The sequence below is a fragment of the Aliiroseovarius sp. ABM4_368 genome, assembly GCF_056161205.1.
The window spans coordinates 602,711-629,439 of sequence record NZ_JBSWYR010000002.1; the positions used below are offsets into that span (position 1 = coordinate 602,711).

Consider the following 26,729-nt stretch of genomic DNA (forward strand, 5'->3'; position numbering starts at 1 on the left):
GGACGCGATTGAGGGTTTTTTGTGCCGCAAATAAGGCGCAAATGAGGCGGTGCGAAAAAGCCTTTGTTTCCACCGTTAATGGAATGCGGCGTGTCACCAGAAGATTCAGAAATTTCTCGGAATTGCTGAATTATTGACCGAAATTACTGATCTTGGCCAACTTGTGACCATTGGTGGAATACAGACTTCGCCGCAAAGACGAATCGCCTGCGTGACGGTTCGAAGGCCGCCGCCTGCAGGAAAATCCCATGTGTCCTGCGACCGTCGAGGCATGGATTAGACTAGCGTATCTGGAAAGCCAAGCGGTTTTGAGCCCCTAATGGCTTAGTTAAGTCATCCAACTCTACACAACCCTGCGATGAAAAAACCTTCCAGTTTGATTTGTGACAAATTCTGCTTCCACGACGTCGGGTAAGGAGCAGGAAACCCCACCACTCGAGGCCCCATCATGATCAAGACGTTTTCTCTTTTGACAGCCCTGCTGCTCACCCCCACGCTGGCCATGGCCGAAGGCGATCCGGCAAAGGGCGCGAAGATGTATAACCGTTGCTCGTCGTGTCACGCCATCATCAGTCCGGACGGCGAGGTTCTGGTCAAAGGTGGCATCACCGGCCCGAACCTTTATGGTGTCGTTGGCCGTGTAGCCGGGGCCGAGAAAGATTATCGCTATGGCAGCGCACGGCTTCCGGTTGGGATGTTCACGGACGACATGATCCGTGCGGGTGAAGAAGGTCTGGTTTGGACCGCAGAGAACTTGATCGCGTACACCGCCGATCCCATCGGCTTCATCCGTACCTTTCTGAATGACCCTAAGGCGCGCCCGAACATGTCGGTCAAGCTGCGTAAAGGCGGGGACGACATCGTCGCCTATATCGCGACGATCTCACAGTAAAGCGGGCTGGTTCTTTGCGATTACCCGCAAAGCTATCCCAAAATAACAAAAGGCCCCGTGCAGGGCCTTTGTCGTTGGTCGGGCTGAGAGGATTCGAACCTCCGACCCCCTGCTCCCGAAGCAGGTGCGCTACCAGGCTGCGCTACAGCCCGACCGTGCCGCGCGAGATAACGCTTTGCCGGGCAAAGGGCAAGACCTGAATTGGGGTTTCGGGTCCGGCTTGCGGGTCAGCAGGTGGCATAAAAGACTGGGCAGATCATTGCGCGCGCTTGAAGGTCGCCGTAGCCACACCCATCGCGACAAGTGCACCGCCTCCGAAGCGGGAAAACCACGCCAATACGAAAGGTCTTGCGATTTTCTCGCGCATTTTGTCGGCGAGAAGCGCATATACTAGGGCGTTCAGTGCAGCGAGCCCGACAAATGTAGGTACCAAAATCGCGAATTGCGGGAAAAGCGGGCGGTCCAGCATGATAAATTGCGGCACGAACGCGATGAAGAACACGATCGATTTAGGGTTAAGGGCCGTGACAGCAGCTGCATGGCCGAAGACGCTTGATGCCTTGGGTTGCGCGATGGTGTCCAACGCACCAAGCGACGCCGAAGATGCGCTTCGGAACAACTTTACACCTAGATAAATCAGGTACGCCGCCCCGATCCATTTCAGGGCGGTAAAGAGCGTTGCCGAAGCAAGAACCAATGCCCCTAGGCCCGCAAGTGACAGGGACATGGCAATAAAGTCGCCCAATGCGACGCCACCCACAGTGGCCAGCGCCACTTTCTTTCCTTGGCTGATCGCATAGCTAAGGACCAGCAGAACGGTTGGTCCAGGGATCAGAAGAAGTGCGGACGAAGCCGCGACGAATGCCAGCCAGATCTGGAAGTCCATAAAAATGCCTTTCGATGCTTAGTAGAACAAAGCACCTGTTTTTTGCCGAGCGCAAGAAGAACCGTATCTGGCGTGGTTTTGGCGCGCCGTATCAACGCAGGGGTTGGGTCGGGTTCGGGCAAGAACCGGGAGGCAGGCGTATAAGAATAGGCCCCCGATATGGCATCGGGGGCCTTAAAAGATGGGCTGGTTGTGTCTTACAGGCTGGCGTCCAGCGCGGCGATAACGGCATCACCCATTTTGCTGGTCGATACCGGTTTCACACCTGCTTCGTTCAGCAGGTCGCCCGTGCGGACACCGTCGGCCAGAACCTTCTCGACAGCTGCTTCCAGACGGTCGGCCTCGACACCCATGTCAAAGCTGTAACGCAAGGCCATCGCGAAGCTGAGGATACAAGCGCAGGGGTTGGCTTTGCTTTCGCCTGCGATATCCGGGGCAGACCCGTGGACGGGTTCGTACATGGCTTTCGGGCGGCCGTTCTCCATCGGTGCACCCAAGCTGGCCGAGGGCAGCATACCCAGCGAGCCGGTCAGCATGGCGGCACAATCCGACAGGATGTCGCCGAACAGGTTGTCGGTATAGATCACGTCAAATTGCTTGGGCGCGCGGACCAGCTGCATGGCACCGTTGTCGGCATACATGTGGCTGAGTTCTACCTCGGGATAGTCGTTCGACACCTCGGTCACAACGTCGCGCCACAGAATACCCGATTCCATCACGTTGGCTTTTTCCATCGAGCACAGACGCTTGTCGCGCTTCATGGCCAGCTCAAACGCAGCGCGTGCGCCGCGTTCGATCTCGGCTTCGGTGTAGCGCTGGGTGTTCACGCCAACACGCTGTCCGTCGACTTCGGAAATGCCGCGCGGTTCACCGAAATACACGCCCGAGGTCAGCTCGCGCACGATCATGATGTCCAGACCCGAAACAATGTCCTTTTTCAGGGACGAGAAGTCGGCCAAGGCGTCAAAGCATTGCGCGGGGCGCAGGTTGGCAAACAGATCCATTTCTTTGCGCAGACGCAGAAGGCCGCGTTCCGGCTTCACCGAGAAGTCCAGATCGTCATACTGCGGACCACCTACGGCACCCAACAGAACGGCATCAACTTCCTGCGCCTTCGCCATGGTTTCGTCAGCCAGAGGCACGCCGTGTTTGTCATAGGCGGCACCACCCACCAGATCCTCGCTTACGTCGAAGGTCACGCCGCGTTTTGCGCCGATCCAGTCGATCACCTTGCGTACTTCAGCCATTACTTCCTGACCGATGCCGTCGCCGGGCAGAATAAGCAGAGAGGGGTTCGTCATGGGGGCATTCCTTGCACTGAATTCGTCGCAGATGGGGTAGCCTGCCCGCGCCGAAGGGTCAAGAAAACAAAGGCTCAAAACGTGATATCAACCCAGACAAGCCGGTGACGGGACGCGGTTTTGACCATTTGCGCAAACGGATCGCCGGGCAGGGGCCAGACCACGCCACTGTCCGTCACACGCAGGCGGGTGTCGGGCAGCACATAGCTGACACGCAGGTTGCCCGGTTTTTGGTCCGGCCAGTCCACTGTGTCCAGCGCCGGGTCGGCCCGATGGTCCATGTCTGCGGCGGCGGCTCCCCCGGCGCTTTGCGGGCGGGGGTCTTGGAGTTGCGGGTGAGCCGAAAGCGTTTGGATCGCCTCGTGGCGACCGTCTCCGTCAAGCGGGTCAAGATTGGCGTTTCCGGCAATTATCACAGGCGCGTCGGGCGCAGGCAAAGGCAGGTCGCCGTCCAGATACTTGGCCCAGAAGGTGATCTCGTCATGGTTGCGCCGCCCGTTCCGATCCTCGGGGCCGTCGAAAACGGGTGTGTTGGCGTGGAAAGTCAAAAGGTGAAACGACGGGGCATTCTCGGGCCGAATTTCGACATCCCAATGGGCCACACTGCTCAAGCGCTGGATTTCCAAAGCCTCGGGCGTGGGGAAAGGTATTTCATCCGCGCCGGGCAAAAGCGCGCCGGGGACATCCGCCCACAAAAGTTTCGAATCGCTCACAGCTCCTATCGACACGCGAGACAGCACCGCCATGCCGCCCTGACCGGAGTAACGACCAAAGCTCTGCGCGTCCTCGGGTTCATTCAGCCGCCCGTCGCCATCCAGATCAAACCCTGTGTCGATCCCGGTATTGGGGGCGGCGGCGAAACTGTGCGGCATTTCGTGACCGGCAGTTTTCAGAACATGCTGAAACGCCGCCAACGCATGTCCCTCGAGGTCATAGTCAAAACCCTGAAGCGCCAGCACGTCTGGCTTGGAGCGGGCAATCACTTGCGCCAACGCTTCGATCTGTGGATCGCCCTTCAAGATATCGCGCAGCAAAAGCCCCGGCCCCTTTTTGCGGATATCGGTGTGATATGACGCGATCCGCAGGGTCTCGGCCAGAGATGTGCAGGGAACAAGCGCCAGAAACAGCGCCAGTAGGGCGCGTGTCATGCGGTGACAAGCTGGCCGTTGCGGGCGGGGGATCCGCTGCGCTTGCGTTCGTCACTGATCACGCCAGCCACCCGCTGCATTGCAATGCCACGCATGAACAGGCTGGCAGGCAGGAAGGCCCACGCGGTGACGGTCCAGATCATGGTCTGCGTTTCGATCACTTCAAACGTATCAAACAGAGCTGCCGTTTCGACCACCAGCAAAGGAGTCAGGAAAGGCAGCGCAAAGCCAAGGAGGATATTCCAACGTGCATCGCGTCTTAGGCGCCGCACGATGTCACCGCCAGTGGTGGGGCTGAAGGTCGGAAGGTTGACCCACAGGTTAAAGCTTTCTTGCCGGTAAAACGGCCAGTTGGAGGCACGTAATGCGATCAGGAAAATCGCGATGGACAGAAGCGAGATCAAATAGCTCATCCCCGCAAAGGCGCGCAGTTGGACCAAATCCGCGAAGGGGGCATCCGCTGGCAGGATCGACACCACCGCGTGAACCGGGCTGTATGGGAAATCAATCGCCTGCCCGATCAGAATGCCAATTGAAGTCAGAAACTCGACCGTGATCGACGGATCGGTCTGGGACCGTGCGATGATCGACAGACTAATGACCGACGCAAACAGTGCCAAAAACCGAATCCGGTTGAACGGGCGGGCGTCGCGAAATTCGACAATGCTGGGATAAGTCGAGGCATATTCAAACGTTGTCAGCGCCGCAGCGGCCAAGGCAAGGATTGCCACGACCTGACCACCCTCGGCGCTTACTCCTGGAACCAGGACCGAAGGTGTTGCGATCAAAATCACCATAAGACAAGCGCGCACAATGGCGCCTATCAATCGTCTAACCAATGCCTCTTCCTCCGCTTTACGGACGGTGCGATGCGTGCCGCAACCTTGTTCCGCGCTTGCCCCTCGCCGGGTCAAATCTGGGTGGTTGGGCCAAGACTGCGCGGGAACAAGACGCGCCGCAAGACCATGCAAGGGATATGAGGAGAGAATACGCCAAAAACGGCAACAATGGTGCCAGAATGCACCAAATTGGCGGCAAAAAGGGGCTAATCGTCATGAAAAGCCCCCTTTAGTATCTATTAATTGGCGATTAAACCCAAGGACGTGCTGCCGAGGCTTGCGCCTCGAATGCGTCGATCGAGGCTTTTTTCTCCATCGTCAGGCCGATATCGTCCAGCCCTTCCAGCAAGCAATGCTTCTTGAACGCGTCCACGTCGAAGGCGATGGTTTCGCCGTCCGAGGTGGTGATTTCTTGCGCTTCCAGATCCACGGTCATGCGGGCGTTAGAGCCTTTTTCCGCGTCGGCCATCAACACATCAACTTGTTCCTGTGGCAAGACGATCGGCAAGATGCCGTTCTTGAAGCAGTTGTTGAAGAAGATGTCGGCAAAGCTGGTCGACACCACGCATTTGATGCCGAAGTCAGCAATCGCCCAAGGCGCGTGTTCACGCGAAGAACCACAGCCGAAATTGTCACCCGCGATCAGGATCTCGGCGTCGCGATATTGCGGTTTGTTCAGCACGAAATCCTCGATCTCGGTGCCGTCGCGGTTGTACCGCATCTCGTCAAACAGGTTCTTGCCGAAGCCTGTGCGTTGGATCGATTTCAGGAACACTTTCGGAATGATCATGTCCGTATCGATATTTACCAGCGGCATAGGGGCCGCGATCCCGTGCAGTTTTTCAAACTTTTCCATTTGATTTCTCCTGTGCCTTCTCAGGCAACAATTGCCATTTCCAAGCCCTGAGAGTCGTTTTGAGGGTTTCTTGGAAATGAGAGGTTTTGTTTGTTTTGGGTGCGCTCGGCAGACCACGTCAGCACCGCAGCATCCAAAAAGTCATCGATTGCAGCTCTGTTTTTCTCTGGCAGCGTCATGGCCAATGAACCGAGCGAGTAGCCAAGTTGTTCAAGGAGCTTGATCCTTTGAAAAGCTCCTTTGGCGCGTTTCTTGCTTGCAAAGACGTGTTCACCGGAAAGCAGTGAGAAGGACACTTCGGGATGCCCTTCCTTTATGCGATCTTGACCCAAAGATAGAACAGCCACATCCGCTTCGCGTATCTTGGGGAAAAGCGCCCAAGATTGCTTAGATAGACCAACACCAAGTACGCGACTGTTTGTTGAACTCGCACGCTCGTAAGTGTCTTCGTCAAGTGCTTGTCTGCAAGGCGTGTTGAAAACCGAGGACGATCTACCAACAAGCTGCTTTCGAGCCGACGTCTCGACATTGCGTGGTTTCGGACCGGAACTGAGCCCAATCGGAATATCTACGACCGCAAGATCGATGTGATTTTCCTCGATGAGCGAAGCCAGTGAACTGCGACAATCGATGCGCGCACTCGCGTATGCGCCGGAATCGACGATGACAGCCAACCAGCCATCCTTACAACCGTCGATTCCGGCCAAACGCATCAGATCAGCTCCCGAACGTCGGTCAGCTTGCCGGTCAGGGCAGCGGCGGCTGCCATTGCGGGCGACACCAAGTGGGTGCGGCCTTTATAGCCCTGACGACCCTCGAAGTTGCGGTTCGAGGTCGAGGCGCAGCGCTCGTTCTCAGCCAGCTGATCGGGGTTCATGGCAAGGCACATGGAACACCCTGCCAGACGCCATTCAAAACCGGCATCCTTGAAGATATCGGCCAAGCCTTCTTCTTCCGCCTGAGCGCGAACCAGACCCGAGCCGGGTACGATCATGGCGCGGAGGCCGTCCTTGATCTTCTTGCCCTTCACGACCTCGGCGACAGCGCGCAGATCTTCGATGCGGCCATTGGTGCAGGAGCCGATGAACACGGTGTCGATCTCGATATCCGACAGCTTCTGACCGGGGGTCAGGCCCATGTAGTCAAGCGAGCGTGCCGCCGCGTCGACCTTGCCGCCTTCGAAATCCGATGGGCTGGGAACAACAGCCGAAATCGGCAATACGTCCTCGGGCGAGGTGCCCCAGGTGACGACCGGCTCGATCTCTTCGCCTTTCAGGGTGACGACCTTGTCGAAATGCGCGCCTTCGTCGGTGTAGAGCGTCATCCAATAGTCCAAAGCCTGCTCGAACTGTGCGCCTTTCGGGGCGTGCGGGCGGCCTTTGACATATTCAAAGGTGGTCTCGTCCGGCGCAATCAGGCCAGCGCGTGCGCCGCCTTCGATGGCCATGTTGCAGACGGTCATACGGCCTTCCATCGACAGATCGCGGATTGCTTCACCGCAATATTCGATGACATAGCCAGTGCCGCCGCCGGTGCCGGTTTCGCCGATCACGGCCAGCGTGATGTCCTTGGCGGTCACGCCCGGCTTCAGCTTGCCGGTGATTTCCACTTTCATGTTCTTGGACTTCTTCTGGATCAGCGTTTGCGTTGCCAGAACGTGTTCCACTTCCGAGGTGCCGATCCCGTGGGCCAGCGCGCCAAACGCGCCGTGGGTTGCGGTGTGGCTGTCGCCGCAGACAACCGTCATACCGGGCAGGGTCCAGCCCTGTTCCGGGCCAACGATGTGCACGATGCCCTGACGGACGTCAGACACTGGATAGTAATGTACACCGAATTCTTTGGCGTTCTTGTCCAGCGCAGCCACCTGAATGCGGCTTTCTTCGGTCATCTGGGACGGATCTTCACGGCCAGCAGTGGTGGGCACGTTATGATCCGGAACGGCAATGGTTTTGTCTGGTGCGTGTACCTTGCGGCCCGCCATGCGCAGGCCTTCGAACGCCTGCGGGCTGGTTACTTCGTGAACCAGATGGCGGTCGATATAAAGCAGGCAGGTGCCGTCGTCAGCTTCGTGGGCTACGTGGGCATCCCAGATTTTATCATAGAGTGTCTTCGGGGCGGTCATATCGCTCTCCGTGGATGGTCATTGGGGTAGGGTGACAGGGATTGCTCGCCCGCGGAAGCGGGCGTCAAAGGCTTATAGGCAGGCAAGCACCGCGTTCTGGGCGCCGAAGAAGCGCCACGGCAAGAACGCGTGGTCATCCATGTCAAAAATCCGAGTCATGCTGGTCAGATAACCCTTCCCGCCCTTTAGGGCAAGGGGCGAGGCTCTGGACCTTCTGTATGGGACCATGCCATGCTGAGAAAAAAGGAGAGGGAATGGAGCAGGATCCCACAGCCGAAGTCAAACCGAGCGTGCCCCCAGAGCCGTCCGGGCCATCCCTGACCGAACAGCTTTGGTCGTTATGGGAAGACGGTGGTGACTTCGTCATCAGCCTTGGTCAGACATGGCGGTTGTATCAGGTTCTGATCATGCTGGGCCTTGCGGTGACTGCATATCTCATTTCCCAGTTCTTGCGCCCCCGCGTCGAAGCGTGGCTGCGGGCGCAGGAAGGCTGGTCCAAGCGCAAGCTGCGCTTCGCCATTCACCTTCGCAATCGCATTGCCATGATGCTCTATATCCTGCTGTCATGGGGCACCGTTTCGGTAATGCGCGAGGTCACATGGCCATCCCGCAGCTATCTGATCGCTCTGGTCGCTACGATGGTTACAGCCTGGCTTCTGGTCGGACTTGCTGCATTTGTCATTGAAAACCGCCCCCTGCGACGCATGGCGATGTGGGGCATGTGGATTTATGTGACGCTCTATTTCCTTGGCATCACGGAAGAAACTGCCAGCGTCTTAGACAATCTCGCGCTTGAGGTTGGGGACTTCCGCATCTCGCTTTGGACGATTCTCCGAGTGGCCGTGATCCTTGGCGTGTTGTTCGCGCTGGCCCGAATATTCAGCCGAGGCACTGCCGCGCGCATACAGGAAAACGAAGATATCTCGCCTTCGATGAAAGTGTTGGCCATCAAGTTTCTTCAGATGGGCTTGTATGGGGCGGCGTTCTTTATTGCATTGAAAGCGGTCGGCGTCGACCTGAACGGGCTTGCCTTCCTGTCTGGTGCGATCGGTCTGGGCCTTGGTTTCGGTCTGCAAAAGGTGGTGTCGAACCTTGTCTCAGGGGTGATCATCTTGTTGGACAAGTCGATCAAGCCCGGTGACGTAATCAGTCTGGGAGAAACATTCGGCTGGATCGAGCAATTGGGTGCACGGTACGTGTCGGTCGTTACGCGGGATGGGCGCGAATACCTGATCCCAAACGAAGATCTGATCACTGGTCAGGTGGTCAACTGGTCCCACACCAACGCCTTCGTGCGCTTGGATATCTTTTTTGGCACAGCCTATGACGACGATCCTCATCAGGTGCGCCGCATTGCGATTGAAGCCGCGCGCAGCGTGGACCGCGTGCTCAGCTTCCGCCCACCAGTCTGCCATATCGTCGGCTTTGGGGACAGCTCGGTCGACTATATCTTGCGCTTCTGGATCGACGATCCGTCCGGCGGGCTGACCAACATTCGCGGCAATGTGTATCTGGCTCTTTGGGATGCGTTCCAGGAACATGGCATCTCGATCCCGTTCCCGCAACGCGAGGTGCGGATGTTGGAGGATGCTGGCCCCAAAATCGACCCGTGACCTGTTTACACACCTTTCACGCGGGCTTGAAACAGTGTGGATTGAGCTTACGTGCTTGCGGTGTTACGATTCTCACATGCCCAGCACCGGGGCGGAACGGTGTGTCATGTTAGGAGGACAATGTCCTGTCTTTGCAAACAGAGGCTGCATCAGGCGCAGCCACAGGGGATCCCGAAATGACGGCAAACCCCGGAAAAACCACCAGCGAGCAGATGCTGGCCCTAGTCCTGAAGTCCCTTGAAGATGACAAAGCCGAAGACGTTGTGGTGATCAGCCTTAACGGCAAGTCGCAGATGGCCGATAACATGGTTGTGTGCTCGGGCCGTTCGACACGTCAAGTGGCCGCCATTTCCGAAAAGCTGACAGATAAGCTGAAGCAGGAAATGGGCGTCTTCTCGAAGATTGAAGGTAAGGGTCAGGGCGACTGGGTGCTGATCGATGCGGGCGACGTGATCGTTCACGTGTTCCGCCCGGAAGTGCGCGAGTTCTATCAGCTTGAAAAAATGTGGATGGAACCCGGCGCGGCCGACGCCGCGACCTGATCAGGGGGAGATGTAATGCGCGTGCATGTCTGCGCGGTCGGACGGCTGCGCAAATCGCCTGAACTTGAGCTGATCGACGACTATTCCACCCGGTTCGACCGGACCGGGCGGGCGCTGGGGCTTGGTCCTCTTTCCATACATGAGGTCGAAGACAAGAAGGGTGGCGGCATGTCTGCCGAAGCGCCCTTGTTGGAGCGTGCCATTCCCAAAGGTGCTTTAATCTGCACGATGGACGAGCGCGGTAAGGTCATGTCCTCGCCTGATTTTGCAAGCCTACTGGGCCGTTGGCGCGATGAAGGGCGTCAGGATGTCGCCTTTGTCATCGGTGGTGCTGACGGGATCGACCCATCCCTGCGCGCCAAATCTGATGCCAGCCTGTCCTTCGGTAAAATGGTCTGGCCCCACATGCTGGTTCGCGTGATGCTGTCCGAACAGCTCTATCGTGCGGCAAGCATTCTTGCGGGCAGCCCGTATCATAGGATTTAGAACTGCACCTCTACCGTTGCGCCCGCCCCTCTGACCCCATAGATAGAAGGCGAGCAGACAGAGGACCCCGCCATGACCACCCCCAAACCCGTTGTTTTGTGCATTCTGGATGGATGGGGCCTGCGCGAGGAGACTGCCAACAACGCCCCCGCCTTGGCGAAAACGCCGAATTTCGACCGGCTGATGGCGACCTGTCCCAACAATACCCTGATCACCCACGGCCCCGACGTGGGCCTGCCCACCGGCCAGATGGGCAACTCTGAAGTCGGCCACACCAATATCGGCGCAGGCCGTGTGGTGGCGATGGATCTGGGCCAGATTGATCTGGCGATCGAGGATGGCAGCTTCTTCAAGAACGAGGCGCTTCTGGAGTTTGCCGCGAAGGTCAAAGCCGCAGGCGGCACCGCCCATATCGCTGGGCTTGTCAGCCCGGGTGGCGTGCATAGCCATCAGGATCACTTGGTCGCCGCCGCGAAAGCGCTGACCGAGGCCGGTCTGACGGTTGCGATTCACGCCATCACCGACGGGCGCGATGTGGCCCCGCAATCCGCCCGCGAACAGTTGGCCGCGTTCCAGTCCGGCTTGCCGGATGGCGCGCGGATCGTCACCCTGTCGGGCCGCTATTTCGCAATGGATCGCGATAATAGGTGGGAGCGCGTGTCCCAAGCCTATGACGCTGTGATGCATGGGAAAGGCAGCTCATACGTGTCTGCGGACGCCGTCATCGAAGCAGCCTATGGCGCTGGCACCACGGACGAGTTCATCACGCCAGCCATCATAAGCGACTATTCCGGCCTGCAAGACGGCGACGGCCTTTTCTTCATCAACTTCCGCGCCGACCGCGCCCGCGAGATCCTTCGCGCCATAGGTGAACCGGGCTTTGACGAATTCGACGTGGGCAAGCGTCCGAACCTGTCCGCCCTTCTGGGCATGGTCGAATACTCGGACGCCCATAACGCCTATATGACCACCTGTTTCCCTAAGCGGGACATCGTGAACACGCTGGCCGAATGGGTTGCCAAGCACGGCAAAACCCAGTTCCACACTGCCGAGACCGAGAAATATCCGCATGTCACCTTCTTCCTGAACGGCGGCAAAGAAGCCCCCGTGGAAGGCGAGGTCCGCTACATGGCCGCCAGCCCCAAGGTCGCGACCTACGACCTCCAGCCCGAGATGTCCGCCCCCGATGTGACCGAACATTTCGTGCAGGCGATCCATGACGGCTATGACCTGATCGTCACCAACTTCGCCAATCCCGATATGGTCGGCCATACCGGGGACCTCGATGCGGCGATTGCGGCCTGTGAAGCGGTGGATGACGGCTTGGGGCAGGTAATCGCTGCGCTGGAAGAAGTCGGCGGCGCGATGATTGTCACCGCAGATCACGGCAACTGCGAAACTATGTGGGACGAGGCCACCAATGGCCCGCACACGGCGCACACAACGAATTTGGTGCCCGTGGTTTTGATGGGCGGGCCTGACGGGATTTCGCTTGCGCATGGGCGATTGGCCGATCTGGCCCCCACGCTGCTTCAGCTGATGGACCTTCCCAAACCAGCCGAGATGACCGGCGAAAGCCTGATCCGCCGGTGATCCTGCACCGCGCTCTCCGGCCCCTTTTGGCGGGCATTGCCTTGGCCGTCGCTGCCGGGCCTTTATCGGCGCAATCCGACCCGACCCTGACAGCCCGCGCGGCGATGGTCCAGCTTGAGATCGCAACCCAAGCCCTGCAAGACGCCGAGAAATCCGGCGACCGCATCGCTGCTCTGACCCAAACCGTCCAAGCGTACGAGGAAGGCCTGTCTGCCTTACGGGACGGGCTGCGCCGCATCAATCTGCGTGAAGCTGCGTTACAAACAGCATTTGACGCCGAAAGCGACCGTTTGGGCCAGCTTCTGGGCGTGTTGCAAACCATCGGCAAAGCGCCCGAGCCCGCGCTTTTGATCCACCCTTCTGGCCCCGTTGGCACCGCCCGGTCCGGCATGATCCTGTCCGAGGTCACGCCTGCCTTGCAAGCCCAAGCCGAAGACCTGCGCGCCCGTTTGGAAGAGCAGCGCACTCTGCGTGCGCTGCAGGAGAACGCCGTAGATACGTTGCAAACGGGTCTGACCGGGGTTCAGGCGGCGCGGTTCGAGCTGAGCCTTGCCATTGCGCGCCGCACCGAACTGCCCCGTCGGTTTGTCGCAGATGACGCGCGCATGAAAACCCTGTTGGAAAGCGCAGACACTCTGGCCAGCTTTGCCGAAGGGCTGATGTCAGATCCAAATGCCAGTGCCAGCGCTACCGCTTTGCCCGATTTCGCATCCGTGCGCGGACGGCTAGCAATGCCGGTTCTGGGCCGTGTGCTGCGCGGGTTTGGCGAGCGCGATGCGGCAGGCATCCAGCGCCCCGGCCTGATCGTTGCCACCCGCCCCTTGTCCATCGTGACAACCCCATGGCCCGCCACGATCCGTTACCTCGGCCCGCTTCTGGACTATGGCAATGTTGCCATTCTTGAACCCGGTGACGGCTATCTGATCGTTCTGGCAGGGCTGGGTCAGTTGTACGGAGACGTAGGTGAAGTGCTGGCCCAAGGCGCGCCTGTGGGGCTGATGGGCGGGGCCGATCCCGCTGAAACTTCACCTGATGATCAAGCGTTTTTGATCGCAGCTCAGGAAGGAACTGGCGCAGAGCGCTCGGAAACGCTTTATATAGAGCTTAGATATGACGGAAATCCCGTGGATCCCACGAATTGGTTCGCGGCAGGCAAGGATTGATGGAATGAAGAAACTCGTGATGGCCGCGCTGGGCGGAACCTTGGCAGGCGCCATTCTGACCACGCAGGTTGCCGGTCCCCTGATCGCGCAGGACGCCAGCGAAAACGCTTCGGTGTACGAGCAGCTGGATTTGTTCGGTGATATTTTCGAACGCATTCGCGCGCAATATGTTGAAGAGGTCGAACCCGGCGATCTAATCGAAGCCGCCATCGACGGCATGCTGTCCTCGCTTGATCCACATTCCAGCTATCTGTCGCCCAAGGATGCCGCAGATATGCGCGTGCAGACCCGTGGATCGTTCGGCGGGTTGGGCATCGAGGTGACGCAGGAAGAAGGCTTCGTGCGCGTCGTGTCGCCGATGGATGGCACCCCTGCAGACGATGCGGGCATGGCCACCGGCGACTATATCACTCACGTGGATGGCGAAAGCCTGCTGGGTCTGACGTTGGACGACGCCGTGAACCGGCTGCGTGGTCCGGTCGGGTCCGAGATCATCATCACCGTGGTGCGTGAAGGAGTGGACGAGCCCTTTGACGTTTCGATCATCCGCGACACGATCAAGCTGACTGCCGCGACAGCGCGCAGTGTCGGCAATACCATCGTATTGCGTGTCACAACCTTCAACGACCAGACCTATTCCAACATGGCAGAAGGTCTGACCCGCGAGGTCGAAGCCCTAGGTGGTTTCGATAATGTCGACGGTTTGGTTTTGGATCTGCGCAACAACCCTGGCGGCCTGCTAACCCAAGCCATCACCGTATCCGACGCTTTCTTAAATAGCGGCGAGATCGTATCGACCCGCGGTCGCAACCCGGAAGAAAGCGAACGTGTTAATGCTCAAGAAGGCGATCTGGCCGAAGGTAAACCCATTGTGGTGCTGATCAATGGCGGTTCTGCCTCGGCGTCCGAGATTGTGGCTGGTGCCCTTCAGGATCACCGCCGCGCTATTGTTGTGGGCACGAAAAGCTTCGGCAAAGGGTCGGTGCAGACGGTGATGCCGGTGGCGTCCGAAGGCGCGATGCGCCTGACCACTGCGCGCTATTATACACCCTCGGGTCGTTCCATTCAAGCGCTGGGCGTTTCGCCCGACATCGTGGTCGAACAACCCCCGCGTCAGCCCGAAAGCGAAGACGAGGACGAGGATAACGGCCGTCAGCGTAGCGAAGCTGATTTGCGTGGCAGCCTGAACAATGACAGCCTGTCCGAGGACGAACAGCGTCAGATCGAAGAAGAACGCGCGGCTGCCGAAGAGGCTGCCGAGCTGCGCGACGAGGATTTCCAACTGTCCTACGCCGTTGATCTGATTAAGGGCCTGTCCACCATCGCTTTGGCGGACTGATCATAGTCAAAGTCAGACAAAGGGCCGCCTTGGGGTGGCCCTTTTCCTTTGTGACCGCGCCCGCTAGGGTCGCAAAAAAAACGAGGCACCCATGACTCCCGAAGAGATCTCTAAACTTCCTTATCGCCCCTGCGTGGGTATCATGATCCTGAACGCCGATGGCAAAGCCTTTGTCGGCCAGCGTTTGGACGCGCCTAAACTGGGAACTCAAACCGCGTGGCAGATGCCTCAGGGTGGGGTGGATGATGGCGAAGCCCCCCGCGATGCGGCCTTGCGCGAGCTGTGGGAAGAAACCGGCATCACCTCGGACCTTGTGACTATCGAGGCCGAGCTAGATGATTGGCTTCCGTATGACCTGCCCCATGACATCGTGCCGAAGATCTGGAAGGGACGTTATCGCGGCCAGAAACAGCGCTGGTTCCTGTTACGCTTCCACGGCGACGACACACAGGTAAACATCGAAACGGATCACCCGGAATTCAGCCGTTGGCAATGGATGGCCACAAACGATGTCGTGGATAATATTGTTCCCTTCAAACGTGCACTCTATGCCAAGGTGATGGAAGGGTTTCAGGAGTATCTGTGATGCGCGTTTTGGCTTTGGCGGTTTTGATGGTGGTCCCAACAATGGCGTCGGCCCTATCCTGTCGGCCCTATAACGCCATCGCCGCCTATCACGACGCGGCCAAATCGGATGACGCCTATATCGTTGCCCACGGCACGCTGCGATTTGACGAAAGCAGGCTGCCCAAGGTGGATTGGGATAAGCAGGAAGACGTCAAACCGGACAATTTCTTGACCGGACGTATTGATGGACGAAGCTTGGCCCGCCCGGGGTTCACCGCCCAGTTCGTTCGCGATATCGACATCAACGTGCAATGCTATGGACCGTGGTGCCAACGCCTGACCAGCGGAGCAGACTATCTGCTCTTTTTGAAGAAGATCGGCGACGGCTATCTTCTGGAAACCAACCCCTGCGGCGGCTTTGCTTTCCAAGATCCAGACCCCGACACCCTGTCCAAGGTCAAAGACTGCCTGAATGGCAAACGCTGTGACCCAGATTTGCCCCGGCGCTAGAACGCTCGCGCTTTCACCCTTCGCAAACGCGCGAAACCCTCTATAAGGGCGGCAAATCCATGCTGCCCGGAGACTCCCATGTCCTTTGACCGTTCCATCAAGATCGCCCCGTCGATTCTTTCCGCTGATTTCGCCAACTTTGGTCAGGAAATCCAAGCCATCGAGGCGCAGGGCGCGGACTGGGTGCACGTAGACGTGATGGACGGCCATTTCGTGCCGAACCTGACCTTTGGCCCGCCCGCCGTGAAAGCCTTTCGCCCACATGTGAAGACCTTCATGGATGTGCATCTGATGATTGCGCCCGTCGATCCTTATATCGAAGCTTATGCCGAAGCTGGGGCAGATATGATCGTCGCCCATTACGAGGCCGGCCCCCACCCGCATCGCACCCTGCAAGCGATCAAAGCCACTGGCGCTAAGGCAGGCATCAGTCTGAACCCCGGCACACCGGCGTCCGTGATCGAACACCTTCTGCCGCTCTGCGACATGGTGCTTGTGATGAGCGTGAACCCCGGCTTTGGCGGGCAAAAGTTCATTCCGTCCTCGGTCGAGAAAGTGCGCCAAGTACGCGAAATGATCGGCGATCGCGAGATCCATATTCAGGTGGACGGCGGCGTTGATCCCACCACCGTTGGGCCTTTGGTTGCCGCCGGGGCCGATTGCTTCGTGGCCGGATCGGCTGTGTTCAAAGGTGGGTCGGTCGATAATCCGCAGGTCTATGGCGACAACATCCGCGCAATCCGTGCTGCAGCCGAAGCTGCGCAGTAGCGCCCAAAGGCGTTACAGATACTGATTTTGAGGGGCGTCTTGCTAGCAGGGCGCCCATTTGCGGCTTTAGGAACACATTTTCGCGCAACCTGCGCGGACACGACCCGTTCCGCAGAACGGGCCGTGCTACATTGAGCATAAATTTCCCAATGATTTGCCGGCGTTACCCCAACCGCTCGCAATAGTAAGTACCAGCACCCAAGGTGGTATCTGGACTTCGTTGTGCCCTCAACGGTGCAATGCGGGCTTGTGTCCTCAATTCTAAAGATTCATTCTTGAACGTACACGGTCGGGTCGATCGCCCTTGATGCCGAGATATTGTTTGCGAGTATTCAGATGGCGTCCGAGCCTTATAAAATATACAACCGATCACATTGTCTGACGGGCTTTAAGGCACTGGTCGAGGAATTGGGCGACGACGCCGTGGCCTTGGCGGCCGAGGCTGGTCTTCCTCTGCAATCCCTCAGCGATCCCCATACGATTGTGCAGCACAGCGCATTGGTCGGCGCGATGGAACTGGCTGCCGAGCGTCTGGATGCACCCACCTTTGGACTGACGCTGGCCGAACGCGACACGGTTTATAACGGGGCACTGGGGCCACATCTTTTGCTGGCACGGTTGGTCGATAACATCCGCGATTGGTTTGACATCGGGACGCGCTATTGGGTGTATCACTCGAACGCCACGACCTCGGCTTTGTTGATAGATGACGCGACGGATCAGGCCATCTTTCGCTATCTGGAATTGGCACCAGACAGCTAGTTGCCGCAATACACTGATTGCACCATGGCCATGTTGCTAAAGCTGGCCCGCGTTGGCACGGGTCAGTTGGATTTTCGGCCCAACCGCCTGCGCCTGCGCCGTGCGGCGCCTCCGGATACTACCGCTTTTGATGACTTCTTTGGATGCGAGATCCAGTTCGGGGCAGATTATGACGACATCGCTGTCGATATCAGCTTTCTAGAGACACCGACGCTTGGTGACCTTCGCGTGTTTCGCGGGGTTGTTGATCTGTATATGCGCATGTCCATGGCGCATGTTAGCGGGCAAAACCAGTCGCTTGATGTGGCGGTGAACCACGCCATTGCCGCCCTTTTGCCCACCAGCACCTGTTCATTCGAGGCTGTCGCCCGCGTCGTCGGCATGTCGCCCAAGAAACTGCAAAGACAGCTGGCGGGGCAGGGGACAAGCTATACGATTCTGCTGGACGACTATCGCGCGTCCATGGTGCGCAGCCTGCTGCGGGGTACCAATATTCCGGTTGAACAGATCGCCGGGTTGTTGGGCTATGCCGGTGCAGCGCCGTTCATCTATGCGTTCAATCGCTGGGCCGACACCTCGCCTCTGCGCTATCGCAAGGACTGCCGGCCGGACGTGTGATTTCTTCGGTCCATCCGCATCCAACCTCTAGCAGAACATATTCAAATATGTCTATGCTGCCCTCAGGAGAGATTTGGGAGATCCACGTACATGTTTCGCTATGCCGTAATGACTGCCTTGGCGGCGACCCCCGTTTTCGCAGACGAGGATATTGCCGATCAATATCCAGACTCGGTCCTTTACGAAAAGCCGGTCGAAGTGATCCCGGATGTCTGGTCTGCCATCGGCGCCACTGCGCCACCCACCTACGAGAATGTGGGTCACAACAACAACCTGAGCTTCATCGTGACCGGCGATGGCGTAATCGTGGTGAATGCTGGTGCGAATTTTAAGCTGGCCGAAGCACTGCACGCCGAAATTAAAGCCGTCACCGACCAGCCTGTGAAGCTGGTGATCAATGAAAACGGTCAAGGTCACGCAATGCTGGGCAACAACTATTGGATCGGTCAGGGGGTTGAAGTGCTGGCTCATGTGGACGCCGCCCACGAGTTTGAAGAGTACTCGGCTCAGGTTTTCGAAGGCATGAAGCGCTATGCGCAGGAAAACTGGGAAGGGACCGAGCCGATGGGCCCGACTCGCACCTTTGAGGAAAAAGAGGTGATCACGATGGGCGACAAAACCGTCGAGGTGCTCTATTCTGGCCCTGCCCACAGCCCCGGCGACATTCAGGTCTGGTTGCCCGAAGACAGCCTGATGATCGCGGGCGACATGGCCTTCCACAACCGTATCCCGCCGATCTTCGAAGACACTTGTACAAGCTGCTGGATCGAGACGTGGGAAACTGTGTTTGCCCCCATCGGCGCGACCTATGTGATCCCCGGCCACGGCTATCCCACCAATATGGCGCAGGTCGAGGACCACACGATCGGTTATCTGAAACATCTGCGCGGCGAGGTTGGAAAGCTGCTGGAAGCCGGTGGCACGCTGGACGAGGCTTACTACGTCGACCAATCGCCTTTCGCCCATCACGACACGTTTGAAGAACTTGCCACTAGAAACGCAGGTCAGGTCTTTGCCGAGATGGAGTTTGAATAAGGCGCGGTGGGAAAGGGGCTCTGCCCCTCGCGCTTACTGTTTGGGCTCCGCCCGTTCTCAGGCGAAACTGTCCTTCAGACAGTTTCCCGGAAGCCTTCGAACCCCCGGGATATTTCTGACAAGAAAATGCGGTGACGGTTTAAGAGGAAGGAGTCAGCTCGGCTAGCAAGTCGAGCGTGGCGAAACCGTCTGGCACTTTCCCAATCGCCGCTTGATAAGCGCGGAGTGCTGCACGGGTGTTCGGACCGGTGAAGCCATCGGTCCCTTGTGTGTCAAACCCGGCTTCGGTCAGGCGGGTCTGAAGCTCGGTCATCTGGCTGCGCGTCAGTGGGGACAGATTTTCGGGGCAACGCGTGATTCTGGCGCGAGATCCTGCAAGCCGATCCGACAGATGGCCGACTGCGATACCGTAAGCCTCGGCGCGATTATAGGTCAGGATCACGTGGAAATTGTGATTGACCACAAAGGCTGGCCCAGTCGCGCCTGACGGGCACAGCACCGACGCATCACCATAGTCCGGCAAGTTTGTGGTGTCTGTCGTGCGCACGCCCATTCCATTCAAATCGGCGATGGTCAGGCGATGCTCGGCTCCGGTCAGAGTGTAATCGAACCCTTCGGGAAGCACTGCTTCGATGCCCCAAGGTTGGCTTTCGCGCCAGTCATGCTGTGCCAGATAGTTGGCTATTGAGGCCAACCCGTCGGTCGGATCGTTCGACCAGATATCCGCCCGTCCGTCCGTGTCATGATCCACTGCGAAATTCAGAAAGCTTGACGGCATAAACTGCCCATGCCCCATTGCCCCAGCCCAGGACCCAACCATTGTTTCGGAGTCCGCGTGGCCCTGATCCATAATCGACAGGGCAGCAGTCAGTTCGGCTTCAAAGAAGGCAGCGCGATGGCCGTTATGGGCCAGATTGGCAAGCGCAGTAAGGACCGAATGATCGCCGCGGATCAGGCCGTAATTGGTCTCGATCCCCCAGATTGCCAGAATGACCTGCGGGTCCACGCGATATGCCGTGGCGACCTCATTCAGGATTTGCCGCTGGTTGCGGAACTTGGCGCGTCCTTTGCTGATTCGCTCGGACGTGACGCTGCGATCCAGATAGTCGGTGATGTTCAGTGCGAACTCTGCCTGATTAGACTGCTTTTCGTGAATGCTGGGATCCAGAACCAGAAAAGGCATCGCTTGTTGAAGCGATGCTTTTGAGATGCCTGCCTCGACGGCCTGCGCGATATAACCTTCCAGCCAGCGATTGAAATTAGCCTCTGCGTCCCCAAGTGGTTCCGTCACAATCGACCTCACGTCCCCATCCGGCGTCACCGCCGGGATCGTTTTACCTTTCGTTTAGTTTTGGCCGTCCGTTTGGCTTCGGTCATGGGTTTTCGACGGCCAGATTTCCCCCCTTTTCGCGCTGACGTACGGGGCAATTTTCGCCCTTCGACTTCCAACAGTTCCAGCGCCAGCCCACCCGTGGTTGGCACCGCTTCGGTCAGGCGCACGACAACACGCTGGCCCAGACCAAGGGTAAAGTTCGAACGCTCCCCGGTCAGGGTTTGCTCATCTGCATTGAAGCGGAAGAATTCGTTGCCCAGCGTGCTAAGAGGCACCAGCCCATCCGCTCCGCTTTCGTCCAGCTTTACGAACATGCCAAACCGGGCGATGCCGGATATGCGCCCCGTGAATTCGCCACCGATGCGCTCTGACAGGTACGCCGCCAGATAGCGGTCGGTCGTATCGCGTTCCGCCAGCATCGAGCGGCGTTCCGTTTCCGAGATATGCTGCGCCGTCGCCTCGAGCGTTTCCACATCCTGCGGCGACAGCCCATCATCCCCCCAGCCGTGGCCTGACACCAGCGCGCGGTGGACGATCAGGTCCGAATAGCGTCGAATGGGCGACGTGAAATGCGCATAGGATTTAAGCGACAGGCCGAAATGTCCGAAGTTCTGTGGGAAGTAATAGGCCTGTGTCATCGACCGCAGTGTCGAGATGTTGATCAGCTCGTCAAACTCGCTGCCTTCGGCTTGCGCCAGCAGGTTGTTCAAGTGGCGCGTCTGCAGAACCTGACCTTTGGCCAGCGTGAAGCCGGATGCCTGTGCGACCTCGCGCAGTGCTTCCAGTTTTTCGGGGCTGGGTTCTTCGTGGACGCGGAACAAAAGTGGGCGCTGCAGGCGCATCAGCTCTTCTGCGGCCGAGACATTGGCGAGGATCATGAACTCTTCGATCAGCTTGTGCGCGTCGAACCGTTCAGCAAAATCGATCGACGCGACCTTGCCGTCCTCGTCCAGCACGATCTTGCGCTCGGGCAGGTCCAGATCCAGCGGCTGGCGCGCCTCGCGCCCCAGCTTGGCAGCGCGATAGGCAGCATAAAGCGGCGTGATCACCTCGTCCATCAGGGGCGCGCATTTCTCGTTCGGCGCACCGTCTTGGGCGGCCTGAACTTCGGCATAGTTCAGTGAAGCGTGGGATTTCATCAGCCCACGAATGAAGCTGTGGCTTTTCTTGTTGCCTTGCGCGTCCAGAACCATACGCACCGCCAGACAGGCGCGCGGGACGCCTTCGTGCAGGCTGCACAGATCGCCCGACAGTCGGTCCGGCAGCATCGGCACCACGCGGTCGGGGAAATAGCTGGAATTGCCGCGCTTGCGGGCCTCAACATCCAGCGCCGAGCCAGGCGTGACGTAATGCGCGACGTCGGCAATCGCGACCCAGACCACATGCCCGCCGGGATTGCCGGGCGTGTCATCGGCATGGGCGTAAACCGCGTCATCATGGTCGCGCGCGTCCGCAGGGTCGATGGTGACAAGCGGCAGGTTGCGCAAGTCCTCGCGGTTTTTCAGGCCCGCGGGCTTTTGGGCGTCGGCTTCTTCGATCACGCTGTCGGGGAATGCATCGGGGATGCCGTGTTGGTGGATCGCGATCAGGCTGACCGCCTTGGGTGCAGTCGGGTCGCCCAGACGCGCCACGACCCGCGCGCGGGGCAGGCCCATGCGCGACTTGGGGCCGGATTGCTGCGCCTCGACCAGTTCGCCATCCTTGGCGCCATCAGCTGCGCCGGGTTCGACGCGCCATTCCTTGTCCGCGCCCTTGTCAATCGGCACGATCCGCCCGCCTTCGGACCCTTTACGGAAGACGCCCAGAATGCGCTGAGGGTTGGTGCCGATGCGCCGGATCAATCGACCTTCATAGGCGTGTTGTTCGTCCTTTATCTCGGTCAACCGGGCCAAAATGCGTTCGCCCTGCGCCAGCGCGGGATCGCCATCTTTGGCCACCAGCAGCACGCGCGGCGCAGTGCCTTCGCCGGCCCATTCAGTCGGGTATGCAAACAGGTCGCCATCCGCGTCCGGACCTTCGACGCGCAGCACGGATACTGGCGGCAGTTTATCTGGATCGCGATAGGTCTTCTTGCGTTTTTGCAGATGTCCGTCGGCCTCAAGCTCTTTCAAAATTCGCTTCAGGTCGATCCGGGCCGCGCCCCGAATGCCAAAGGCCCGCGCAATATCGCGCTTGCCAGTTTGGGTTGGGTTTTCCGAAATCCAGTTCAGGATGTCTTTCTTAGTGGGCAGTTTGCTCATGCGAAATAGTCCTGAATGATGCGGCTGTAGATGGATTTAAGCTGAGGGATCAGGGCGACTTCGACCCGTTCGTCGACCGCGTGCATGGTTTTTCCGACAAGGCCGAATTCGACCACCGGGCAGTGATACTGCACGAAGCGCGCGTCCGAGGTGCCACCGGATGTGGACGCTTCGGGCACCATCCCGGTTTCGGCCTGCACGGCGCTGGAAATCAGCTCGGATAAAGGGCCCGGCGGCGTCACGAAACTTTCGCCCGAGACCTTCACGACCATTTCGATATCCACACCTGTGTCTTTGCCGACGCGCGTGGCCTCGGTCTGAAGCCATTTGGTCAGACTGTCGGAGGTATGAGCGTCGTTGAAGCGAATGTTCACCGTGGCGCGGCTTTCGGCGGGGATCACGTTGGTGGCCGGGTTGCCGGTGTCGATGGTGGTGACGGCCAGCGTCGAGGCGTCGAAATGGTCGGTGCCTTGGTCCAACTCATGTGCAGCAAGGTCGGCTATCAGGCGGGCCAAGGCTGGCACCGGGTTCAGCGCACGATGCGGATAGGCCGCGTGACCCTGCACGCCGCGTGCGGTGAAGTAAGCAGTCATGGAACCGCGCCGGCCGATCTTCATCATCTCGCCCATCTTATTGGGGCAGGTGGGTTCGCCGACAACGCAGTCGGTCATTTTCTCGCCCTGCGCTTCCATCCAGTCCAGAATGGCGACTGTGCCATCCGTGGCCGGGCCTTCTTCGTCGCCTGTGATGGTGATGACAAGCGATGCATCCTCGGGCGCGTCGCGGGTGAAATCCACTGCCGCGGCCACCCATGCCGCCACGCCCGATTTCATGTCGGTCGCGCCCCGGCCATAGAGGTATCCGTCACGAATTTCCGCGCCAAAGGGATCAACGCTCCAAGCATCCGCATCACCCACCGGCACCACATCAGTGTGGCCGTTAAAGCCAAGTGTGCGCGCATTCTTAGAGCCCCAGCGGGCAAACAGGTTCGACACCTCGCCACGATCCACGCGGGTACAAGTAAATCCTGCCTCGGTCAGGATGCCCTCAAGCAATGTCAGCGCGCCGCCCTCGTCCGGCGTCACCGACGCGCAGCGCACAAGTCTTTGGGTCAGGTCCACAGGGTCTAAGGGGGCGGGCAGGGTATGCGTCATCGAAATCTCCATTCCCACCACCCTTAACAGGTGCGGCGACGGGTGGAAACGTCCCTTCCCCGCGAAACGCCGCGCATTGCGCAAAGGTGCCTTGGCACGCTGGACCCTGCGCGCCCGCACCGCTAACCTGCGGGCAATTACAAACTTCTGATCGGAGCGCCCACATGCGTAAACTCCTGTTCCTTTTGTGCCTTTTGCCTCTGACCGCCTGTATCGACGCCGATATGAAAATGCAGGTCGAAGGCGACACGGCGACTGTGTCCTCGGTGATCACGATGGGCCCTGATGGCTATCAGATGATGGCGTCCAGCGGTCAGGATCTGTGTGAAGACGGCGTGGGCACGCAGTTGGACGATGGTGGTTATCGCTGCGAGGTCGAAGAGATCGGCACTATCGACGAAATGATTGCCGAGCTTGAGAGTGCCAAGGAAAATTCGGATGGCATGGCCCCTGACAACACCGCCCAGATCGAGCGTCTGGACAATGGCGATGTTCGCGTGTCTTTCGATCTGGCCGAGCTGAAAGCGCAGATTTCCGAGGGCGGCATGGATCCCACGATGATTGCCATGATGCAGCAAGCCTTTGTGGGTCGCCGGATCATGATGGAGATCGAGGGCAACATCGTCGAAACCAACGGCGTTCTGTCTGATGATGGGCGCAAGGCTTCGGTCACGATCCCCTTGGACAAGCTCTTGATGCAGGATCCGTCCGTGGCGGATGGGTTCGTGACGATTGTAACGCCCTAAGAGCTAGGACAGCATAGCTTCGATTACGCCCGGCAACTCGTCGGGCGTTTTCACATGCGCGTCCGCGCCCGACAGATCATCCTGCCCGCCATAACCCCAGTCCACTGCGATGAACGCCATTTTGTTGGCCTGTGCAGCTTTCAAATCGTAGTGCCGATCCCCGATCATCACGCAGTTTGCCGGATCGTCACCGGTGATGGTCAGTGCATGGGCCAAAAGCTCGGCCTTGTCATTGCGCGTGCCGTCCAGTTCTGGACCGAATTCATGTTTCATGTGTTGGGACAGCCCAAAATGCGCGGTGATCTTGCGGGCATAGGCGTGAGGCTTGGCGGTCGCGATGTGCATCACGTGGGACTTGGCCAGTACCTCTAACGCGGCGGGAATGCCGTCATAGACGGTGCAGTCATACATGCCTCCGCCGTCGGTGTAATACTTGCGATAGGCGTCAAGCCCGGCCTCCGGGTTCGGCGCGCCCAGCTTCTCGAAGCTCCAAAGAAGCGCTGGGCCAATCACCCATTCCAGATCATCCGCGCTGGGGGCGGGTAGACCAAGATCGTGCAACGCCTTGATCACACTGCCAGTGATGCCCGGTTTGGGATCGATCAGCGTTCCGTCCAGATCCCAGAAAATCGTGCCCATCGGGTCAGTCCTTGTCGTCGAAGAAGGGAGTCATCTGCGCGACGATCACGCTGTTCTCGGCCAGCGCACGGCCCATCAGTTTGCGTTCTTCGGCGGGGATGTCGTGGCCTTCGGCCAGTCGATCATCCAGCGATCCGTAGCCGCTGACATCCAAGGGGGCCAAATCTGCCTGCTTCAGGATCGCAACAGTCTCGCGCACGGCTTCGGCTTCGTCCACGCCAGACGCATAGCAGACCAGCGCAGCCCCGGTGGCCCCGTCAGGTAACCCATCGTCATCCTTGCGGCCTACCTCGACCAGAAGTGTATAAACTTTATGCGGTTTCTTGGTTTTGGTCGTCTTGCTCATGAAAAATGCGTGGCAGATCGTCCCAAAAAGCGCAAGGGGGTACCGCAATCAGTTGGCACTTAGGGCGTGCCGGGGTATGTGGGAAATGTAGATTTGGGGAAAAGCGCAATGAATGCACAAAGGCTTCGCCACTTGGCCGCTGTGTGTCTGGCAATGATTTGTATGACCACCGTGTCATATGCTCAGGCATCTGATTTGGAATTTGTAACGGTCGAACGGCCGCCCTTTGCCATTGCTGGAGAGGGCGAGCCAACAGGTTTTGCCATCGACCTTATGACTGCCATTGCTGGCGAGATGGGTCAAACCGTCAGTTTCGAGCTCGCCGAGAGTTTCCCTGACATGCTGGGCCGCGTTGAGAACACCGTGGTGGATGGCGCGATTGCCAATATCTCGATCACCCGCGACCGTGAAGCGCGCATGGATTTCTCGCAGCCGATCTATCACGGCGGGCTGCGCATCATGGTGCCCAAAAATCAGGATGGCGTCAGTATCTGGTCCACCTTGATCAGTCTTGATCTGGCACTGGCCATCTTGGCCGCATTTGCACTGCTTCTGGGTGGTGGAATGCTAATGTGGTTCTTTGAACGCGACAAGCAGCCCTATTTCGAAGGCAACGCACGTCAGGCGATGTTCCCGTCCTTCTGGTGGGCGCTTAATCTGGTGGTGAATGGCGGCTTTGAAGAACGCATGCCGCGTTCGACCTTCGGGCGCCTGTTCGGCACGTTCCTTGTGATTTCAAGCCTGTTTGTCGTGTCGGTCTTCGTGGCTCACATCACTGCATCCATTACGGTCAGCGCGATCTCGGGCTCGATCCATTCTGTGTCTGACCTAGATGGCAAGCGCGTTGGCACGACCGAAGGCTCGACCGCAGCGACCTTCTTGGAAGAGCGCAACATGGTCTATGCGGGATACGACTCGCTTGATGGGCTGTTGGGGGATTTCGAACATGGCGAATTGGACGCGGTGATTTTCGACGGCCCCATTTTGGCCCACTACGCCCAAAACGAAGGCGCGATATATGGCGAGGTTTTGGACAGCGTGTTCCGCCCGGAAAGCTATGGCATCGCCTTGCCCACAGGCAGCCCCCTGCGTGAAGAGATCAACGTCGCCCTGCTGCGTCTGATCGAAACCGGCGCCTATTCCGAGCTTTCAAGAAAGTGGTTTGGCGGCACAAACTAGGCCAGCCAAACGAAAACGGCGCGCATTTGACTGCGCGCCGTAATCTTTTGTC

At 58.6% G+C, this 26,729-nt stretch carries 26 protein-coding genes, 1 tRNA gene and 1 pseudogene; 15 read left to right on the forward strand and 13 right to left on the reverse strand.

Features of this window, described 5'->3' with window-relative positions:
* Positions 1 to 448: 448 nt before the first annotated feature.
* Complete coding sequence (locus ACXAH3_RS08855) at positions 449 to 892, forward strand: c-type cytochrome (protein ID WP_474861711.1); 444 nt, start codon at positions 449 to 451, stop codon at positions 890 to 892.
* A gap of 75 nt (positions 893 to 967) precedes the next feature.
* Here the strand turns inward: ACXAH3_RS08855 and ACXAH3_RS08860 are convergent.
* The 8 genes from ACXAH3_RS08860 to leuC form a co-directional block, all read right to left on the reverse strand.
* A tRNA-Pro gene (locus ACXAH3_RS08860) sits at positions 968 to 1,044 on the reverse strand.
* 104 nt (positions 1,045 to 1,148) lie between these two features.
* Complete coding sequence (locus ACXAH3_RS08865; RefSeq protein WP_474861712.1) at positions 1,149 to 1,778, reverse strand: LysE family translocator; 630 nt, start codon at positions 1,776 to 1,778, stop codon at positions 1,149 to 1,151.
* A gap of 197 nt (positions 1,779 to 1,975) precedes the next feature.
* Positions 1,976 to 3,079 (reverse strand): 3-isopropylmalate dehydrogenase, encoded by a 1,104-nt coding sequence (gene leuB, locus ACXAH3_RS08870; protein ID WP_474861713.1) that lies wholly within the window; start codon positions 3,077 to 3,079, stop codon positions 1,976 to 1,978.
* 74 nt (positions 3,080 to 3,153) lie between these two features.
* The gene (locus ACXAH3_RS08875) at positions 3,154 to 4,227 is read right to left on the reverse strand and encodes an endonuclease/exonuclease/phosphatase family protein (protein WP_474861714.1); all 1,074 of its coding nucleotides are present in this window, start codon (positions 4,225 to 4,227) and stop codon (positions 3,154 to 3,156) included.
* Entirely contained in the window at positions 4,224 to 5,039 is an 816-nt protein-coding gene (locus tag ACXAH3_RS08880) for a hypothetical protein (protein ID WP_474861715.1), read from the reverse strand. Before ACXAH3_RS08880 ends, ACXAH3_RS08875 begins: the two co-directional genes overlap by 4 nt.
* Before the next feature lie 277 nt (positions 5,040 to 5,316).
* Positions 5,317 to 5,922 carry a 3-isopropylmalate dehydratase small subunit gene (leuD, locus tag ACXAH3_RS08885; protein WP_474861716.1) on the reverse strand — a complete coding sequence of 202 codons (606 nt, stop codon included), beginning with the start codon at positions 5,920 to 5,922 and terminating at the stop codon, positions 5,317 to 5,319.
* Between the two features lie 20 nt (positions 5,923 to 5,942).
* Complete coding sequence (locus ACXAH3_RS08890; RefSeq protein WP_474861717.1) at positions 5,943 to 6,635, reverse strand: DUF429 domain-containing protein; 693 nt, start codon at positions 6,633 to 6,635, stop codon at positions 5,943 to 5,945.
* A complete protein-coding gene (gene leuC / locus ACXAH3_RS08895; RefSeq protein ID WP_474861718.1) occupies positions 6,635 to 8,044 on the reverse strand; it encodes a 3-isopropylmalate dehydratase large subunit in 1,410 nt (469 codons plus the stop codon). The genes ACXAH3_RS08890 and leuC overlap by 1 nt, the downstream gene beginning before the upstream one ends.
* Before the next feature lie 254 nt (positions 8,045 to 8,298).
* Here leuC and ACXAH3_RS08900 point away from each other — a divergent pair, with 254 nt between their 5' ends.
* From ACXAH3_RS08900 to ACXAH3_RS08955, 12 genes and pseudogenes are all read left to right on the forward strand, one after another.
* Positions 8,299 to 9,657, forward strand: a complete 1,359-nt coding sequence (locus ACXAH3_RS08900; protein ID WP_474861719.1) for a mechanosensitive ion channel family protein — start codon at positions 8,299 to 8,301, stop codon at positions 9,655 to 9,657.
* A 176-nt stretch (positions 9,658 to 9,833) separates the two neighbouring features.
* Positions 9,834 to 10,199, forward strand: coding sequence for a ribosome silencing factor (gene rsfS / locus ACXAH3_RS08905; RefSeq protein ID WP_474861720.1), 366 nt, complete (start codon positions 9,834 to 9,836; stop codon positions 10,197 to 10,199).
* A 15-nt stretch (positions 10,200 to 10,214) separates the two neighbouring features.
* The gene (rlmH, locus tag ACXAH3_RS08910; RefSeq protein WP_474861721.1) at positions 10,215 to 10,685 is read left to right on the forward strand and encodes a 23S rRNA (pseudouridine(1915)-N(3))-methyltransferase RlmH; all 471 of its coding nucleotides are present in this window, start codon (positions 10,215 to 10,217) and stop codon (positions 10,683 to 10,685) included.
* A gap of 72 nt (positions 10,686 to 10,757) precedes the next feature.
* Positions 10,758 to 12,278 (forward strand): 2,3-bisphosphoglycerate-independent phosphoglycerate mutase, encoded by a 1,521-nt coding sequence (gene gpmI, locus ACXAH3_RS08915; RefSeq protein ID WP_474861722.1) that lies wholly within the window; start codon positions 10,758 to 10,760, stop codon positions 12,276 to 12,278.
* Positions 12,275 to 13,441 carry a murein hydrolase activator EnvC family protein gene (locus tag ACXAH3_RS08920; protein ID WP_474861723.1) on the forward strand — a complete coding sequence of 389 codons (1,167 nt, stop codon included), beginning with the start codon at positions 12,275 to 12,277 and terminating at the stop codon, positions 13,439 to 13,441. The genes gpmI and ACXAH3_RS08920 overlap by 4 nt, the downstream gene beginning before the upstream one ends.
* A gap of 4 nt (positions 13,442 to 13,445) precedes the next feature.
* The gene (locus ACXAH3_RS08925) at positions 13,446 to 14,780 is read left to right on the forward strand and encodes a S41 family peptidase (RefSeq protein ID WP_474861724.1); all 1,335 of its coding nucleotides are present in this window, start codon (positions 13,446 to 13,448) and stop codon (positions 14,778 to 14,780) included.
* A 91-nt stretch (positions 14,781 to 14,871) separates the two neighbouring features.
* A complete protein-coding gene (locus ACXAH3_RS08930) occupies positions 14,872 to 15,366 on the forward strand; it encodes an RNA pyrophosphohydrolase (protein WP_474861725.1) in 495 nt (164 codons plus the stop codon).
* A complete protein-coding gene (locus tag ACXAH3_RS08935) occupies positions 15,366 to 15,857 on the forward strand; it encodes a hypothetical protein (protein WP_474861726.1) in 492 nt (163 codons plus the stop codon). The genes ACXAH3_RS08930 and ACXAH3_RS08935 overlap by 1 nt, the downstream gene beginning before the upstream one ends.
* A gap of 78 nt (positions 15,858 to 15,935) precedes the next feature.
* Positions 15,936 to 16,625 carry a ribulose-phosphate 3-epimerase gene (rpe, locus tag ACXAH3_RS08940; RefSeq protein ID WP_474861727.1) on the forward strand — a complete coding sequence of 230 codons (690 nt, stop codon included), beginning with the start codon at positions 15,936 to 15,938 and terminating at the stop codon, positions 16,623 to 16,625.
* Between the two features lie 336 nt (positions 16,626 to 16,961).
* Positions 16,962 to 17,585 (forward strand): annotated as a pseudogene (locus tag ACXAH3_RS08945) (AraC family transcriptional regulator ligand-binding domain-containing protein); the annotation flags it as partial.
* A gap of 69 nt (positions 17,586 to 17,654) precedes the next feature.
* Positions 17,655 to 18,005, forward strand: coding sequence for a helix-turn-helix transcriptional regulator (locus ACXAH3_RS08950; protein WP_474861815.1), 351 nt, complete (start codon positions 17,655 to 17,657; stop codon positions 18,003 to 18,005).
* 90 nt (positions 18,006 to 18,095) lie between these two features.
* A complete protein-coding gene (locus tag ACXAH3_RS08955) occupies positions 18,096 to 19,040 on the forward strand; it encodes an MBL fold metallo-hydrolase (RefSeq protein ID WP_474861728.1) in 945 nt (314 codons plus the stop codon).
* Positions 19,041 to 19,179: 139 nt separating this feature from the next.
* Here ACXAH3_RS08955 and ACXAH3_RS08960 read toward each other — a convergent pair whose 3' ends face one another.
* The 3 genes from ACXAH3_RS08960 to dapE are packed head-to-tail and all read right to left on the reverse strand — an operon-like array spanning position 19,180 to position 23,767.
* Positions 19,180 to 20,331, reverse strand: a complete 1,152-nt coding sequence (locus tag ACXAH3_RS08960) for a lytic murein transglycosylase (protein WP_474861729.1) — start codon at positions 20,329 to 20,331, stop codon at positions 19,180 to 19,182.
* Positions 20,332 to 20,357: 26 nt separating this feature from the next.
* Positions 20,358 to 22,613, reverse strand: a complete 2,256-nt coding sequence (gene rnr, locus ACXAH3_RS08965; RefSeq protein ID WP_474861730.1) for a ribonuclease R — start codon at positions 22,611 to 22,613, stop codon at positions 20,358 to 20,360.
* Positions 22,610 to 23,767: a succinyl-diaminopimelate desuccinylase gene (dapE, locus tag ACXAH3_RS08970; protein WP_474861731.1), complete on the reverse strand. Its 1,158-nt coding sequence runs from the start codon at positions 23,765 to 23,767 to the stop codon at positions 22,610 to 22,612. The genes rnr and dapE overlap by 4 nt, the downstream gene beginning before the upstream one ends.
* Positions 23,768 to 23,931: 164 nt before the next feature.
* Between dapE and ACXAH3_RS08975 the strand changes: the two genes are divergently transcribed.
* Positions 23,932 to 24,513, forward strand: coding sequence for a hypothetical protein (locus ACXAH3_RS08975; RefSeq protein WP_474861732.1), 582 nt, complete (start codon positions 23,932 to 23,934; stop codon positions 24,511 to 24,513).
* A 3-nt stretch (positions 24,514 to 24,516) separates the two neighbouring features.
* Here the strand turns inward: ACXAH3_RS08975 and ACXAH3_RS08980 are convergent, their stop codons facing one another.
* On the reverse strand, positions 24,517 to 25,152 hold the full coding sequence (locus ACXAH3_RS08980) for an HAD hydrolase-like protein (protein ID WP_474861733.1): 636 nt from the start codon (positions 25,150 to 25,152) through the stop codon (positions 24,517 to 24,519).
* A 4-nt stretch (positions 25,153 to 25,156) separates the two neighbouring features.
* A complete protein-coding gene (locus ACXAH3_RS08985) occupies positions 25,157 to 25,498 on the reverse strand; it encodes a hypothetical protein (protein WP_474861734.1) in 342 nt (113 codons plus the stop codon).
* Positions 25,499 to 25,606: 108 nt separating this feature from the next.
* On the opposite strand from ACXAH3_RS08985, the gene ACXAH3_RS08990 reads away from it, so the two are divergent.
* The gene (locus tag ACXAH3_RS08990; protein WP_474861735.1) at positions 25,607 to 26,677 is read left to right on the forward strand and encodes a transporter substrate-binding domain-containing protein; all 1,071 of its coding nucleotides are present in this window, start codon (positions 25,607 to 25,609) and stop codon (positions 26,675 to 26,677) included.
* The last annotated feature ends 52 nt before the right edge of the window (positions 26,678 to 26,729 follow it).